Origin of the sequence: Mycobacterium sp. NS-7484 (genome assembly GCF_001953975.1) — a bacterium.
Lineage (GTDB): Bacteria > Actinomycetota > Actinomycetes > Mycobacteriales > Mycobacteriaceae > Mycobacterium.
In genome coordinates this window covers 1-14,459 of the sequence record NZ_MBEJ01000077.1, presented here as the reverse complement: position 1 = coordinate 14,459, position 14,459 = coordinate 1, and the positions used below count along the sequence as shown (strand labels likewise).

13 protein-coding genes are annotated in these 14,459 nt (G+C 66.1%); 6 read left to right on the top strand and 7 right to left on the bottom strand.

Annotation, left to right across the window (positions count from 1 at the left end):
* Positions 1-99 precede the first annotated feature (99 nt).
* Genes A5733_RS13415 through A5733_RS13400 form a run of 4 tightly spaced genes read right to left on the bottom strand, consistent with a single transcriptional unit; the run spans position 100 to position 4,081 of the window.
* Complete coding sequence (locus tag A5733_RS13415; protein ID WP_076240464.1) at positions 100-1,026, bottom strand: alpha/beta fold hydrolase; 927 nt, start codon at positions 1,024-1,026, stop codon at positions 100-102.
* A gap of 22 nt (positions 1,027-1,048) precedes the next feature.
* Complete coding sequence (locus A5733_RS13410; protein WP_076240505.1) at positions 1,049-1,942, bottom strand: fructose bisphosphate aldolase; 894 nt, start codon at positions 1,940-1,942, stop codon at positions 1,049-1,051.
* 51 nt (positions 1,943-1,993) lie between these two features.
* Positions 1,994-3,469, bottom strand: coding sequence for an amidase (locus tag A5733_RS13405; RefSeq protein ID WP_076240463.1), 1,476 nt, complete (start codon positions 3,467-3,469; stop codon positions 1,994-1,996).
* Positions 3,470-3,484: 15 nt separating this feature from the next.
* Positions 3,485-4,081, bottom strand: coding sequence for a hypothetical protein (locus tag A5733_RS13400; protein ID WP_233152682.1), 597 nt, complete (start codon positions 4,079-4,081; stop codon positions 3,485-3,487).
* 296 nt (positions 4,082-4,377) lie between these two features.
* On the opposite strand from A5733_RS13400, the gene A5733_RS13395 reads away from it, so the two are divergent.
* From A5733_RS13395 to A5733_RS13375, 5 genes are read left to right on the top strand one after another with little or no spacing between them, the layout of a single operon-like run.
* The gene (locus tag A5733_RS13395) at positions 4,378-5,316 is read left to right on the top strand and encodes a TauD/TfdA family dioxygenase (protein WP_076240462.1); all 939 of its coding nucleotides are present in this window, start codon (positions 4,378-4,380) and stop codon (positions 5,314-5,316) included.
* A 1-nt stretch (position 5,317) separates the two neighbouring features.
* Positions 5,318-6,181 carry an ABC transporter permease gene (locus A5733_RS13390; protein WP_067768820.1) on the top strand — a complete coding sequence of 288 codons (864 nt, stop codon included), beginning with the start codon at positions 5,318-5,320 and terminating at the stop codon, positions 6,179-6,181.
* Positions 6,168-6,911, top strand: a complete 744-nt coding sequence (locus A5733_RS13385) for an ABC transporter ATP-binding protein (protein ID WP_076240461.1) — start codon at positions 6,168-6,170, stop codon at positions 6,909-6,911. Before A5733_RS13390 ends, A5733_RS13385 begins: the two co-directional genes overlap by 14 nt.
* 5 nt (positions 6,912-6,916) lie before the next feature.
* The gene (locus A5733_RS13380) at positions 6,917-7,987 is read left to right on the top strand and encodes a PhnD/SsuA/transferrin family substrate-binding protein (RefSeq protein WP_076240460.1); all 1,071 of its coding nucleotides are present in this window, start codon (positions 6,917-6,919) and stop codon (positions 7,985-7,987) included.
* A 24-nt stretch (positions 7,988-8,011) separates the two neighbouring features.
* Positions 8,012-8,929 carry a TauD/TfdA family dioxygenase gene (locus A5733_RS13375; protein WP_076240459.1) on the top strand — a complete coding sequence of 306 codons (918 nt, stop codon included), beginning with the start codon at positions 8,012-8,014 and terminating at the stop codon, positions 8,927-8,929.
* A 7-nt stretch (positions 8,930-8,936) separates the two neighbouring features.
* On the opposite strand, the gene yaaA is transcribed toward A5733_RS13375, so the two are convergent.
* Both yaaA and A5733_RS13365 read right to left on the bottom strand, forming a co-directional pair.
* Entirely contained in the window at positions 8,937-9,686 is a 750-nt protein-coding gene (yaaA, locus tag A5733_RS13370; RefSeq protein ID WP_076240458.1) for a peroxide stress protein YaaA, read from the bottom strand.
* Between the two features lie 55 nt (positions 9,687-9,741).
* Positions 9,742-10,356 (bottom strand): glycoside hydrolase, encoded by a 615-nt coding sequence (locus tag A5733_RS13365; RefSeq protein ID WP_076240457.1) that lies wholly within the window; start codon positions 10,354-10,356, stop codon positions 9,742-9,744.
* A gap of 551 nt (positions 10,357-10,907) precedes the next feature.
* Between A5733_RS13365 and A5733_RS13360 the strand changes: the two genes are divergently transcribed.
* Positions 10,908-11,681, top strand: a complete 774-nt coding sequence (locus A5733_RS13360; protein ID WP_076240456.1) for an SRPBCC domain-containing protein — start codon at positions 10,908-10,910, stop codon at positions 11,679-11,681.
* Here the strand turns inward: A5733_RS13360 and A5733_RS13355 are convergent.
* Positions 11,678-14,459, bottom strand: a 2,782-nt coding sequence (locus A5733_RS13355) for an RND family transporter (protein WP_076240455.1), incomplete at its 5' end; no start/stop codon positions are given. The two genes, A5733_RS13360 and A5733_RS13355, sit on opposite strands and share 4 nt — an antisense overlap.

Genomic DNA, 14,459 nt, shown 5'->3' with positions numbered 1-14,459 from the left:
TAGGTCTGCAGTCACCTGGTGGCTGTAATCCGCGGCGTAAGTGCCTCCAGTCATCGAGGTTGTCATGACGACAGCCTCGACCCTCAACAATGGCTGAGGTCAACCCCGGACGGGCTCGGTACCCGACTTGTCCCAGGTCGAGATCATCGTGCCCATGATCTCCTCGGCGCAGCCCAAGCCGCCGAGGTGGCTCTCGTAGGGCAGTTCGGTCATCACCGCGTCGGGCAACCTGGACACCACGTGCTGACCGTGGGAGAACGGCACGATGTGGTCGTGATCGCCGTGCCACCAGTGCACCGGAACCTTGACCTCGTCGAGCCGGAAGCCCCAGTCACGCTCGAACACCACGATGTCGTAGAACGGCGCGGCGAGTTGCTTACGACTGCCGTTGAGCAGGTCGTCGAGGAACATCGCCTTGAACTCCGGCCGGGCCAGCATGCGTCGATCCCCCTCGGGGGAGATCCGCGCATAGATCTCCAGGGCGGGGGAGGCGACCGGACGGATCAACCGGATCAGCCCGGAAGCGGCCAACCGGATCGGTGCCCCCGCGACCTGAAGCACCGGCGCGACCACCGCGCCGAGTTGCATGAGCGGACTGCTGATCGCATCGGGGCCGACCATGGGCGCCACCCCGCCGAGCACCCCGGCCGCCATCACCCGGTCGGGCATGGCGGCCGCGGTGGCCAGCGTGTAGGGCCCACCTCCGGACAACCCGATGACGGCCATCTTGTCGATGCCCAACGTGTCGGCGATGGTGCGCAGATCGTCACCGAAATCCAGCACGCGGTCGTACTGGTGCGGCGTGGAGGACCCGATGCCGGGCCGGTCCACCCCGATCAACCGGATGTGGTTCCGCTCGGCGTAGATCCGGGCTTCGGTCGGGATCTGGCGCCGGGCCCCCGGGGTGCCGTGCAGCCAGAACACCGCCCGGCCTTGCGGATCGCCGAACTCGGCAAAGCCGAGTTGCCGGCCGTCGCCGACAGCGACATTGCCCTCGAGCTTGGGGCGATCGATCGGGATGACCATCTGCGTCTCGCCGGGTCCGCGACTAGCCCGCGATGGAGGCGTCGTAGATGGACTGGATGGACTTGTCCAGCGTGGCGTTGAACTCGTCGTCACTCTGCTGGGCCGACAATCCCTCGGTCAGCGCCCGGCTGAAGCTGGCGATCACACCGGTGTTCTGGGCGAGCAGCTTGTTGGCCTCGTCGCGCGAGTAACCGCCGGACAGTGCCACCACCCGCATCACCTTCGGGTGCTCGACGAGCGACTGGTAGTGGTTGGCCTGAGTCGGCAGGGTCAGCTTGAGCATGACCTTCTGGTCGGCGGGCAATGCATCGAGATTCTTGGCGATCTCGTCGCGCAGCAAGTTCTCGGCTTCGGCCTTGTCGGAGATCGAGATCGTGACCTCGGGCTCGATGATCGGGATCAGACCGTGGGAGAGCACCTGCTTGGCCACGTCGAACTGCTGAGCCACCACCGCGGCCACGCCCTCGGGGTTGGCCGCGCCGATGACCGAACGCTCCTTGGTGCCGAAGATGCCGTTCTTCGCGGCGCGGGCCAGCAGCTCGTCCAGGCCGGGCATCGGCTTCATCACCTGCACGCCGTCGGCGGCGTCGGCCAGCCCCTTGTCGATCTTCAGCAGCGGGACGACGCCCTTGTCCTCCCACAGGTAGGTGGCGGTGGGCTTGCCCTCGATGGAGCGGTCCATGGTCTGCTCGAACAGGATCGCGGCCAGCACCCGGTCACCGTTGAACACCGGCGAGGTGATGATGCGCGAGCGCATCTGGTGGATCAGATCGAACATCTCGTCTTCGGAGGAGTAGGCACTCTCTTCCACCCCGTAGAGCCGCAGGGCCTTGGGGGTCGAGCCACCGCTCTGGTCGAGTGCGGCGATGAACCCCTTGCCCGTGGTCATCTTGTCGGCCTGCTGCTGGTTCACCATGAGGTTGTCCACTCCTTTGAAGATGGCTGTCGCCTCAGAGGATATCGGCGGCTACGTCGTAGTGGTACCGGCCACCCACCGCGGCGGAATGTGAGCCGCCCATGGCGCTGCCTGCTCGAGTTGGCCGGCCAAGCTCAGCAGGATCGCCTCATCCGGTGCCATCAGCTGGACTCCGATCGGCAGACCGTCGTGGGTGCGGCCCAGCGGCAGTGAAACTGCTGCCCAACCGGTCACGTTGGCCAGCGACGTCCAGCCGGTGGTGGCGAACTCGACGTCGAAAAAGGCCCTGGTCGTGCCCCGTGGCTGATTCAGTAGGCCGTAGGGCGGCGGGCCGGTCAGCAGGGTCGGCACCAGAAGCACATCGTGACCGGTCATACCCGCGGCGAACCGCCGGGTCTGGGCATGGATGGCGGCGATCGCGTCGGCGTAGGCCAGGCCCGTGGTGGCGAAACCCTCCCGCATCATCACCCAGCTGCTCGCCTCGAACTCGTCCTCGCGCGGCCGGCGGCCCAGGTGGGCCGTGGCCAGCTCGTGCAGGGCGGCATTGCTCACCGCGTGCAGCACCGCGACGGCGTCGGCCACCGCATCTGGGTCGATCGTCGGTGCCCCGGGCTCCACCCGGTGCCCGAGGCTTTCCAGCAGCCGGCCGGTGGCTTCGACCGCGGAGACCACCTCGGGATCGATCCGGTCGGTGGGGAACGGTGACGAGGTGGCGAGCAGGACGCGCTGTGCCGGTGGTGTCCGTCCGACGGCCTCGAGGAACGGACGGGTCGGGGTGGCGGCGGTGTAGGGATCACCCGGCGCGCTGCCGGCGATGACGTCGAGCAACGCCGCGCAGTCGCGGACCGTCCGGGTCAACGCGTGGTTGTTCACCAGCCCCTCGAGTCCGTGGCCGCCCTCGGGTGCGAACGACGACCGGCCGCGCCGCGGCTTGAGACCGACCAGTCCACAGCACGACGCCGGCACCCGGATGGACCCGGTGCCGTCTCCGCCCGAGGCGGCCGGCACCACACCGGCGGCCACGGCCGCTGCCGAGCCGCCGCTGGATCCGCCCGGGGTGACCGCCGGCGACCAGGGGTTTGCCGTGGCGCCGAACAGCACCGGTTCGGTCGTGCAGTGGTTTCCCCATTCCGGGGTATTGGTCTTGCCGAACACCACCAGGCCCGCAGCCAGGTACTGCTGCACCGTCCACGCGGTGTCTGCCGAGACGTGGTCCCGAAAGGCCACCGAGCCCATCGCCTCGCGGGTGCCGGCCAGTGCGGCCCCGAGATCCTTGAGCAGAAACGGCACACCGGCCAGCGGACCGGCCTGCCCCGAGCGCAGCACACCGGACTCGTCGAGTGCGACGGCCTGGGATCGTCCCCGGTCGAACAGGTCGAGGATCACGGCGTTGAGCCCGCGAGCCGCCTCGAGCCGGGTGATCGCGGCGTCGAGAAGTTCGACCGCGGTCACCTCGCCGGCCGCGGCCAGTGCCGCCTGCCCGATCGCATCGGTGTCGGCCAGTTCGAATGCCGATGTCGAGTTCATCCGTCTCGCTCCCGGTTACCGCGGCGCCACGACGACGGATGCGGACAAGATCTCTCGGTACTCGACCATCGGCTCGCGCTTGAGCACCGCGCTCCCCGACGTGACGAGCAACTCGGTCGGGGAGACCGCGTAGTCGACCTGATAGTTCCGCGCCACGAACCGGCGACCGGGCGTGAGATCGGCGGAGGCCGCGAGCGCGGCCCGGTCGGAGAGTCGCACGCCGTGGTACTCGAGTCGGCCACTGCGATCCAGGCAGATCACCACCAGTGAGCCCTCGGTGCGTCCGATCGCGCGTGCCGCCTGGTTCTCCCGGCACCGGGCCGCCGAGCCGACGAAGCCGGAGCTGTCGAACGAGAACGGCGCAGCAGCCGCGGCGGCCGCCGGCTCGGCCAGGCGGCGTGGTGCCGGCGGGTTCGGTTTCACCTCATAGGTTCTCGCGCCGACGGCATACACCGAGTCCCTGGCGGAGAGCTTGGCAGCCAATGTGGTGATGATGACGAATGCGGTGAGCAGTGAACTGACCATGGCCGCTGCGGCCACCCCGATCCCCACCGGTAGCCAACGCCGCTGCGGCGCCTTTCGGTGCCGTCCGCCGCGAGTGGGCGGATACATCGGCTGCGGTGTGGAAACTGGGTAGGTGACCAAGCTTGCTCCCGGAAACGGCGGTGTGGTGGGCGTGGCACAGACGACGGGCGCTGACGCGAGGTCATATTGTGCACGACGATGCCGGGCACCGTGGGTGACACCCGGGTATTCGTCAGAAACCGTTGATGTGGACGACAGCCGCAAAGCGGCAATGAAATTTGCTCGCCATTCCAGTCACGCCGATTCAAACCGGTAAGCCTCACGGACAACCTGGTTAGCGTCGAGCAGTCGTTGTAGCAGCCGCTTTCGAGGGGAGCGTGGCCATGCCTTCTTCTGTTTCCGCCCAGGTCGAGGTGACGCCGTTGTCGGGCTTCACCGGCGCCCTGATCGAGGGGGTCGATCTGTCGACACCGCTGTCCGCCGACCATATCGAAGCGATCCGGGCGGCACTACACCGGTGGAAGGTGGTCTTCTTCCGTGGGCAGGATCTCGACCACGCTTCACAGATCGCGTTCGGCGCACAGTTCGGTGAGGTGACGCCGGGGCATCCGTACGAGGGCGACTCTGCCCCAGTCGGATTCCCGCAGATCCACACGGTCTCACCCGCTGCCTACGATCACCGGTACGGCACGAAGTACCGCAAGCGGCAGAGTCCCAACGGTCCGGGTTGGCATGCCGATGTCACACCGCTGATCAACCCGCCGTCGCATTCGATCCTGCGGGCCGAACGAGTACCCGACTACGGTGGCGACACCCAGTTCACCAATGTCGCTGCGGTTTACGCGGGGCTTTCTCCGTCCGTGCAGAGCTTGCTCGACGACCTGCGCGCCGAGCACCGCTTCGGCTCCACAACGTCGGCCGAGCGCAGCACCGAGAAGATCGGCGATTTGGTGCGCAGCAATCCGCTGGCCACCATCCACCCCGTGGTGCGGGTACATCCGGAGACCGGGGAGAAGGTCCTCTACGTCAACCCGTCCTTCACCCGCGAGATCGTCAATCTCTCGCCCCGCGAAAGCCGGCACCTGCTGGATCTGCTGTTCGAGGAGATCGCCCGGCCGGAATACTCGGTGCGGTTCAAGTGGGAGCCCGGCAGCGTGGCGTTCTGGGACAACCGTGCCGCCCTGCACCTGGCGCCGCGTGACTTCGAGCATGTCGAAGGCGACCGGGTGTTGCACCGCATCACGTTGGTCGGTGACGTGCCGGTCGGGCCTGACGGTGTTGCCTCCGAATCGATTTCGGGCGATTACTTCGGAGCCGCCTGAGATGGCCACGGTGTTGTCGCGGCCGGGCCGCGGCACGGCCGGCGTCGGCGAATCCGGTCTGGTCGATCCACGGGCCGCAGTTCGGCGGGTACAACGTAAGCCGCCGGTGCCGCGGTCGGTCCAGCGCCTGCTGGGGCCGGTGCTGTTGGTCGGGCTGTGGCAACTGCTGTCCACCGTCGGCATTTTCGACGAGCGCACGGTGCCGCCGCCGACGCGGGTGCTCGCGGCGGCATGGGCTCTGATCGCGGACGGGACGTTCCAAGAACACCTGACGGCCAGCCTGTTGCGGGTCGGATACGGGCTGGTGTTCGGCGTCGCGCTCGGGCTGGGTCTGGCGTTGATCTCCGGTCTGTCCCGCATCGGGGAGAACTTCGTCGACGCCAATATGGAGGTGCTGCGGGCGGTCCCGAACTTCGCGCTGGTGCCGTTGCTGATCGTCTGGTTCGGGATCAGCGAGGTGCCGAAGATCCTGCTGATCACCCTGGCGGTCGCCGTCGCGATCTACATCAACACCTTCAGCGCGATCCGCAGTGTCGATGCCGCACTCGTGGAGGCAGCGCGCTCTTTCGGGGCCGGCCGCGCCGAGATGATCTACCGCGTCATCATTCCCGGGTCATTGCCCGGGTTCCTCGTCGGTCTGCGTCTGGCGCTGACGGCGTCCTGGTTGTCGTTGATCTTCGCCGAGACGATCAACGCCAAGAAGGGGCTGGGCCGGATGATGACCGACGCCCGCGAGTATTTCCAGATCGACGTCGTGTTCGTGCTCATCGCGGTCTACGCGATCCTGGGTCTGATATCGATCCTGGTGGTCCGCTTCCTGGAAGGTCGGCTGCTCAGCTGGAGGCGGGCCTATGACGGTGAGTGACTCCCTGGCGAGCGCCGTCGGTGTGTCGTCGGTGGTCATCGCCCGCGACATCCGGAAACGATTCGGGGACAACGTGATCCTCGACGGGTGGAACCTGGAGATGCGGACCGGTGAGTTCGTCGCGCTGCTGGGCCGCAGCGGTTCGGGCAAGAGCACGTTCCTGCGGGCCCTGGGCGCCCTCGACAGTGACGTGGACGGCTACCTACGGGTGCCCGAGCGACGCGCGATCGTGTTTCAAGACCCGCGGTTGCTGCCGTGGCAGCGGGTGCTGGCCAACGTGACGATCGGGTTGCCCGCCAATGGCGTTGTGCGGCAACGAGCCGTGGCCGCCCTCGGGGAGGTGAACCTGGCCGGCAAGGCCAAGGTGTGGCCACGCACGCTGTCCGGTGGGGAAGCTCAGCGGGTGGCGCTGGCTCGAGCACTGGTGCGGGAGCCTCAGCTGCTGTTGCTCGACGAGCCGTTCGGTGCACTCGATGCACTGACCAGAATCCGGATGCACGGACTGCTGATGGACCTGTACCGCAGGCACACACCTGCCGTCCTGTTGGTCACCCACGATGTCGACGAGGCGATCGCCCTCGCCGACCGCGTGATCGTGCTGACCGACGGGGTCATATCTCTCGACGTCGAGGTCGCGGTACCGAAGCCGCGGGCCCGTGACACTCATGAATTCGCCTCGCTGCGAAAGCTGTTGCTCTCCGAACTCGGTGTATCCGAAGACAAGGAATAGGTCAGATGCCATCTGGTGGTCGAGCCTGGCGCGGATCGGTCGCGCTGCTGTTCGTTCCGTTGTTGCTCAGTGCGTGCGGGCTCTCTGACGACGAGGGCGGCGATGCCATCGACACGGTGAAGATCGCGACCAACTCCGAAGTGCCGCCGGGCACCAAGCTCGTCGTCGCCGAGCAGAACGGGACGCAGTCGCTGCCGTGGAATCTGGCCAATGCCGGGCAGGGGACGCCCTATGAGGTTGATTTCGCCGATTTCAGTGGCGGTGCAGCGGTCATCGAGGCGCTGCGCTCCGGGGCGGCTGACGTCGGATCGATCGGCGAGGCGCCGGTACCCATCGCGGTGGACAGCGGGGTCACCGATCTGGTGACTGTCGGGCTGCAGGCCAATCCCGGTACCAGCGGCGGTTATTACCTGGTGGCCCGTCCGGACAGCGGTGTGAAGACGATCGAGGATCTTCGCGGCAAACGGGTGGCGTACCCGCCGGGTTCCGGCCGCCACATGATCACCGCGGCGTTGCTCAAGCGTCACGGACTGGATTTGAAGACCGATGTGCAGCCCGTGGAATTGGCTGGGGCAGAGGTGGTTCCGACATTCGCAGCCGGTGCGGTCGATGCCGCCATCGTGCTCGGCAACCAGTACTACCAACTGGGGGAACCGCCGATCCTCGGTGACGGCAAGGGCATCAACACCGGCATCCAGACGTTGATCGTGCGCCGCGACGTCCTCGACGACCCGGCGAAGGTGGCCGCGATCGGCGACTACGTCGGGCGCGCGGTCGCGGCCAACAACTGGAAGGACACCCACGCCGATCAGTGGATCGACCAGTACTACGTCAAGGTCCAAGGGATCACGTTCGAGCAGGGCAAGAAGCTGTATGACGAGGACGGTATCGCGTCGTACTACCCGATCGACGCGGATTCCACGGCCTTGTTCCAAACTGTCGCCGACGGCCTGCACGAGACGGGGACGATCAAGAGTCACGTCGACGTCGCGCCGTATGTGGACGGTCGCTACAACGACATCGTCACCGCGCAGAACCAACTCGACGGCGTCACACCGAAATCACTCAATTCGTAACGAATCCGAACAGGGGGAACCCAGATGACGCAATTGGCATCCGCTCTCACCGTCCGGCCGCAGTCCGGCTGGATCGGCGCCGAGATCGACGGAATCGACCTCACCGCACCACTCCTCGACGAACATGTGGCCGAAATCCGTGCCGCGCTTCTCAAGTGGAAAGTGATCTTCTTCCGCAACCAGTTCATCGGTCACGATGACCACCTACGTCTGGCGCGGGCCTTCGGTTCCCCGACGCCGGCGCACCCGTTGTTCGACTCGATCCCGGACCCGGACTATCCGACGATCTACCCGATCTTCGCCGACCGGTTCAAGGCCCGCTACGGCAGCAGCCGCGGCTTCGACAAGTCGAACTGGCATGCCGACGTGACCGCCGCGGTGAATCCGCCTGCCGCGTCGATACTTCGGGCCGAGGTCATCCCGCCCTACGGGGGAGACACCCAGTGGGCCAACACGGTTGCGGCCTATGACGGGTTGTCCGCGCCGTTGCGGCGGCTGGCCGACGGGCTGCGCGCGGTGCACCGGTTCGCCCCACCGGACGGTACGACCGCCACCCAGGACTACCAGCGCCGGGTGAACCGGCGCCCGCTGGTGACCGAGCATCCGGTGGTGCGGGTGCATCCGGAGACCGGACAGAAGGCGCTCTACGTCAATCCTGGGTTCACCAGCCACATCGTCGACGTGTCCCCGCACGAGAGCCGCCGCCTGCTCGGCCTGTTCTATGACGAACTGGTGCGCCCGGAGTACACCGTGCGGTTCAAGTGGGAGCCGGGCAGCATCGCGTTCTGGGACAACCGTGCGACCGTGCATCTCGCGCCGTCGGATCTCACCGGCGAGCACGACCGCCGGTTGTACCGGGTGACGTTGGTGGGCGACGTGCCCAAGGGTCCGGACGGCCGCCCCTCCACCGCGCTGGACGGGGAGCCGTTCGAGGCGATCTAGCGCTGCGTCAACCCGCCGGCACCAGGACGGTCAATTCGTCGCCGTCGCGCTCGACGTTCATGCCCGCCCGGCGGGCGACGGTGGCAACCGCGGCCGCGCTATCCGGTTCGGCGCGCGAGCTGACCAGGGCTCGGGCCAGGTGACCTTTGTGGGCCTTGTTGAAGTGACTGACGACGGTGCGGTGGCCGTCGGGATGTTCGGCGAGGACCTGCACGCGGACCGCTCCCGGGATGCGGCCGAGTCCGGCGTAGGCGCCCGAGCGCAGGTCGACGATCAGCTCACGACCGGACAACTCGGCCAGCACCGGCTCCAGCAGCGGCCGCCAGCGTTTGGCCAGGCCGGGTTGGCCGGGCAGCTTCGATGATGCCGACAGCCGGTAGGCGGGCACTGGATCGTCGGCGCGCACCAGCCCGAACAGTGCCGAACCGACCGCCAACCGCGTGCGGGCGCGGGCGACGGCCTGCCCGCGCAACGAGCCCACATCGAGCGCGTCGTACAACACGCCGGTATACCGCTCGATGGCGGGCATGGTGGGTGCTCGCAGAAGCGCGGCGTTTCGCTCGATCTCGGCATCCTGGGCGGTCGAGATACCCAGCGCCGTGCGGCAGGCCGGCGGATCCGCGGCGAGCGCGATCAGTTCGTCGATCAATGACCGGCGAAGCGGGGTCAGTTCCGGCGAGCTCAGGCGGTCCAGCTGGACCGGCGGTCCGTCCCCGCCGGTGCGTTTGGTCTCCGACGGAGGTAGGAGCACGATCACACGCCGACGTTAGCCGACGGGGTGTGGCGCACCATCGACCGACAGGTGTGATTTCTCAGATGGCGACCGGGGCAGGATCCTCGGGTGCCGGGGGAGGCGGCGGCGGCACGTCCAGCACGATCGGCGCCGGTGCGGCCATGGGATCGACGGGGGCCATCGGGTCGGCCGGGGGCGGAGGTGCGAACGGATCGGCCGGTGCGGGTGCGGCCATCAACTCGACCGGGGAGGGTCCATCGACCGGCGGCGGCGGAGGAGGGGCGAACGGATCGAGCGGAGCCGGCGGCTCGGGTGCCTCTTGAGGCATGGGCAGATACATGTGGTGGCTGAACTGGCGCTGGTATGCGCCGCCGCCACCGATCCGCACCCCGTGGCCGCCCTCACCCGAGGACACCGGTGTGCCATCGGGCAGGGTCACGGCGGTGTGGCCGCTGTTCCACCCGATTACGAGGGCGCCCGGCTGGGTACCGTACTTGAAGCCGCGGGCCAGGAGTGCGCGCTCCTGGTTTCCGGTGTTGAACCGGTCGCCGTAGACCGGTCGGCCCGTGGCCGCGTTGCTGACCCAGGAAGCCAGGCCCGAGCAGTCGGTGCCCGCCGGGGAGTCTCCACCGGAGATGTACGGCGTGCCCGATACCTGCTGGACCAGCGCCATAAGCGTGGCGATAGCAAACATGGCGCCGGACGCTAGCAGAGCCGTTTTTGACCGGGCAAAATATGTGACTCCGGTTACAACTGGCTGTGGTTATGGAGTGCTTCACGCATCGACGGATTGAGTGTGGCTGTCCGCGCATGCAATTCGGTTGCCAAGGTGCAGCGCCTCTACGACGGTTGGCATGTGATCTGGTAATCGTCCAATAGTGCTGTGGCAGTGGATGTATGCGTCTATGTTGCGAGCAGTCGCCAGCTGTCACGCGCCGACGTTGTTCATGAATATCGTTGGTATTACGTCTTTTTCATTGCAGGTCCGGATGCCTGCACTTCTTGCCCTGCGCCCCGGTCCCAGGCCGGGCATGGTGCGGTGGTCTCGCTGCGCGTCCAGACTGGACGCGATGGTTTCGGCAACATACGGACCGCCTTGGGCGGTGGCTGGATCGTGGCAGCGGTATCCCGACGATCGGGCTCATGGCGTGCACCGGGCGGCGTCTGAGTCGTTGACAGGCAGCCGACGGGCTGCATAATTACGAGGGGCAGCCACCGGGCTGCGTGTCAGGCGATGGAGCGATCATGGACACGGTCTTCAAGGCGTTGGCAGACCCGAGTCGGCGGTTGCTTCTCGACAGCCTCAATGGCCGCGACGGCCAGAGCCTGCGCGAGTTGTGCAGTGGTTTGGCGATGGCCCGCCAGTCGGTCAGCAAGCATCTGGCGGTCCTGGAGGCGGCCCTTCTCGTCACCACGGTGCGCCAGGGCCGAGAGAAGCTGCACTACCTCAACGCCGAACCGATCAACGCCATCGCGGAACGCTGGATCGACCGCTATGACACCGCCAGGGAGCAGACCGCCATGGATCTCCAGGTGGTGTTGGAAAGCGCTGTCGCGTCGGCCGGCTTCGAATACACCACCTACATCCGCACCACCCCCGAACGGCTGTGGCAGGCGATCACCAGTCCGGCCCACTCCCGCGGCTACCTGGGGTATGCCATGGAATCCGAGTGGCAGCGCGGCTCGTCGTACATCTGGGTCGAAGGGGGACATCGCATCGACGATCCCGAGCAGGTGATCGTGGAATCGGATCCTTACCAGCGGGTGGCGTTCACCTACCCTGCGTTCACGCCCGAGCTGGACCAAAATGCCTCACAGCTGAGCGACGAGGATATTGCCCTGGCCGCCGTCGAGCGCCGGTCGCAGGTGTCCTTCGACATCGAAACCGTCGCCGATCAGGTGAAGCTCACCCTGATCCACGACGGTTTCGATCCGAACAGCATTGTCCGAGAGGTGATTTCGCAGAGTTGGCCGTTCAAGCTGGCCAACCTCAAGTCAGGTCTGGAGCAGGCTGACTAGACCAGAGAGTCCTGCGGATCGCGCTGCACGGGGGTCGGCCACGGGGCCGGAATGGGACGTTGTCGCACCTGTTGCGGCCACCAGAACCACTTGCCCAACAGAGCCGCGATGGACGGGGTCATGAACGAGCGGATCACCAGGGTGTCGAACAGCAGACCCAGGCCGATCGTGGTGCCCACCTGGCCGATCACCGCCAGTTCGCTGACCGCCATCGACATCATGGTGAACGCGAACACCAGACCGGCCGAGGTGACCACCGACCCGGTGCCGCCCATGGCGCGGATGATGCCGGTGTTCAGACCCGCGTGTATCTCCTCCTTGAACCGGGAGACTAGCAGCAGGTTGTAGTCCGCACCGACGGCCAACAACACGATGACCGCCATTGCGATCACCATCCAGTGCAGTTCCAGCCCGATCAGGTGCTGCCAGATCAGCACCGACAATCCGAACGACGCGCCGAGTGACAGCACGACGGTGCCGACGATGACAGCGGCCGCCACCACGCTGCGGGTGAGGATCAGCATGATGATGAAAATCAGGCAGAGAGCGGCGATTCCGGCGATCAGCAGGTCGTAGTTGGCGCCTTCCTGCATGTCCTTGAAGGTGGCCGCGGTGCCGCCGAGGTAGATCTTGGAACCCTCCAGAGGCGTGCCCTTGATGGCTTCCTTGGCGGCGTTCTTGATCGCGTCGATGTGGGAGATGCCCTCGGGGCTCATCGGATCACCTTCATGGCTGATGATGAACCGCACCGCGTGCCCGTCCGGGGACAGGAACATCTTCATGCCGCGCTTGAAGTCCGGGTTCTCGAAGGTCTCCGGCGGCAGGTAGAACGAGTCGTCGTTCTTGGAAGCGTCGAACGCCTGGCCCATGGCCGTCTGGTTCTCCATCATCGCTTCCATCTGATCCTGCAGACCGCCCATGGTGGCCTGCATGGTCAGCATCATGTTCTTCATGTTCTTCATGGTCGCGATCATCGGCGGCATGATCGTGAGCATCTGTGGCATGAGCTCGTCGAGGCGATCCATGTCCGGCATCATTTTCTGAATGTCGTCGGTCATGGTGTCGATGCCGTCGAGGGTGTCGAAGATCGACCGGATCGACCAGCACATCGGGATGTCGAAGCAGTGCGGTTCCCAGTACAGGTAGTTGCGGATCGGTCGGAAGAAGTCGTCGAAATCCGCGATGTGGTCCCGCATCTCGGCCACGTCGGCGACCATCGTGTGCATCTTGCCGACCATGCTGTGGGTGGTGTCGGACATCTCCCCGACGAGCACCAGCATCTGCTCCATGGTGTCGACCGTGGTCTGCATCTGATCGGCCATGACCAACATGTCTTTCATGCGGTCCTGCATGTACTTCATGTTCATCATCTGCGTGGTGCCCTGCATGCTGATCTGGAACGGGATCGAGGTGTGCTCGATCGGCGTTCCCTGCGGGCGGGTGATGGCCTGGACCCGAGATATGCCGGGCACCTGGAAGATCCGCTTGGCGATCCGGTCGACGACCAGGAAGTCAGCTGGGTTACGCAGGTCGTGATCGCTCTCGATGAGCAGCAGTTCGGGGTTCATCCGGGCCTGGGAGAAGTGCCGGTCGGATGCGGCGTAGCCGGTGTTGGCCGGTAGATCGGCCGGGAGGTATTTCCGGTCGTTGTAATTGGTCTGGTACCCGGGCAGCGTCAACAGGCCGACCAGCGACAGCGCGATGGTGGCGATCAGGATCGGCGCCGGCCAACGCACCACGGCCGCACCGATTTTGCGCCAGCCACGGACCCGCATGGCCCGTTTGGGCTCCAGCGTCCTGCCGAACCGGCTGGCCACCGTGATGATGGCGGGTCCCAGGGTCAGTGCGGCGATCACCGCGGTGACCATGCCGATGGCCAACGGAATGCCCAGGGATTGGAAGTACGGCAGCCGGGTGAAGTGCAGGCACAGCGTGGCGCCGGCGATGGTCAGGCCCGAGCCCAGCACCACATGCGCGGTGCCGTGAAACATCGTGTAGTAGGCCTGTTCTCGGTCTTCGCCGACACTTCGGGCCTCTTGATATCGCCCGATCAGGAAGATCGCGTAGTCGGTCGAGGCGGCGATGGCCAGCGTCACCAACAGGTTCGTGGCGAACGTGGAGAGCCCGATGATGTTGTAGTAACCCAGGAACGCGATCACGCCGCGTGCCGCCGAGAGTGACAACACCACCATCACCAGGGTGAGGATCACCGTGACGATGGACCGGTAGACCAACAACAGCATGATGATGATGACCGTGAAGGTCAGCGCCTCGATGATCCGCACGCTGCGGTCACCGGCGATGTGTTGGTCGGCGGCCAACGCCGCAGGGCCCGTCACGTACGCCTTGACTCCGGGCGGTGGCGTGACGCTCTCGACGATCTGCTGGACCGCCTCGACGGATTCGTTGGCCAGCGCCTCGCCCTGGTTACCTGAGGTGTAGACCTGAACGTAAGAGGCCTTGCCGTCGGCGCTCTGGGCGCCCGAGGCGGTCAGCGGGTCGCCCCAGAAATCCTGGACATGCTCGACGTGCTTCTCGTCGGCCTCGAGCTTGTCGACGATCTCGTCGTAGTAATCGTGGGCCTTGATGTCCAACGGCTGCTCGCCCTCGAGGACGACCATCACCGAGCTGTTGGACTTGAACTCCTGGAACACCTCGCCGACGCGCTTCATCGCGATCATCGACGGCGCCTCGTCGGGGCTCATCGACACCGAACGCATCTTCCCGACCTCTTCGAGCTGCGGGACGATGACGTTGAGGACGGCGATCAGCGCGACC

What these genes read in the sequence shown, in the direction of transcription:
- A5733_RS13365 (WP_076240457.1), bottom strand. Translation starts at nt 10,356, where the DNA reads ATGTTTGCTATCGCCACGCTTATGGCGCTGGTCCAGCAGGTATCGGGC.
- A5733_RS13415 (WP_076240464.1), bottom strand. Translation starts at nt 1,026, where the DNA reads ATGGTCATCCCGATCGATCGCCCCAAGCTCGAGGGCAATGTCGCTGTC.
- A5733_RS13375 (WP_076240459.1), top strand. Translation starts at nt 8,012, where the DNA reads ATGACGCAATTGGCATCCGCTCTCACCGTCCGGCCGCAGTCCGGCTGG.
- A5733_RS13405 (WP_076240463.1), bottom strand. Translation starts at nt 3,469, where the DNA reads ATGAACTCGACATCGGCATTCGAACTGGCCGACACCGATGCGATCGGG.
- A5733_RS13380 (WP_076240460.1), top strand. Translation starts at nt 6,917, where the DNA reads ATGCCATCTGGTGGTCGAGCCTGGCGCGGATCGGTCGCGCTGCTGTTC.
- A5733_RS13390 (WP_067768820.1), top strand. Translation starts at nt 5,318, where the DNA reads ATGGCCACGGTGTTGTCGCGGCCGGGCCGCGGCACGGCCGGCGTCGGC.
- A5733_RS13360 (WP_076240456.1), top strand. Translation starts at nt 10,908, where the DNA reads ATGGACACGGTCTTCAAGGCGTTGGCAGACCCGAGTCGGCGGTTGCTT.
- A5733_RS13410 (WP_076240505.1), bottom strand. Translation starts at nt 1,942, where the DNA reads ATGGTGAACCAGCAGCAGGCCGACAAGATGACCACGGGCAAGGGGTTC.
- A5733_RS13385 (WP_076240461.1), top strand. Translation starts at nt 6,168, where the DNA reads ATGACGGTGAGTGACTCCCTGGCGAGCGCCGTCGGTGTGTCGTCGGTG.
- A5733_RS13395 (WP_076240462.1), top strand. Translation starts at nt 4,378, where the DNA reads ATGCCTTCTTCTGTTTCCGCCCAGGTCGAGGTGACGCCGTTGTCGGGC.
- A5733_RS13400 (WP_233152682.1), bottom strand. Translation starts at nt 4,081, where the DNA reads ATGTATCCGCCCACTCGCGGCGGACGGCACCGAAAGGCGCCGCAGCGG.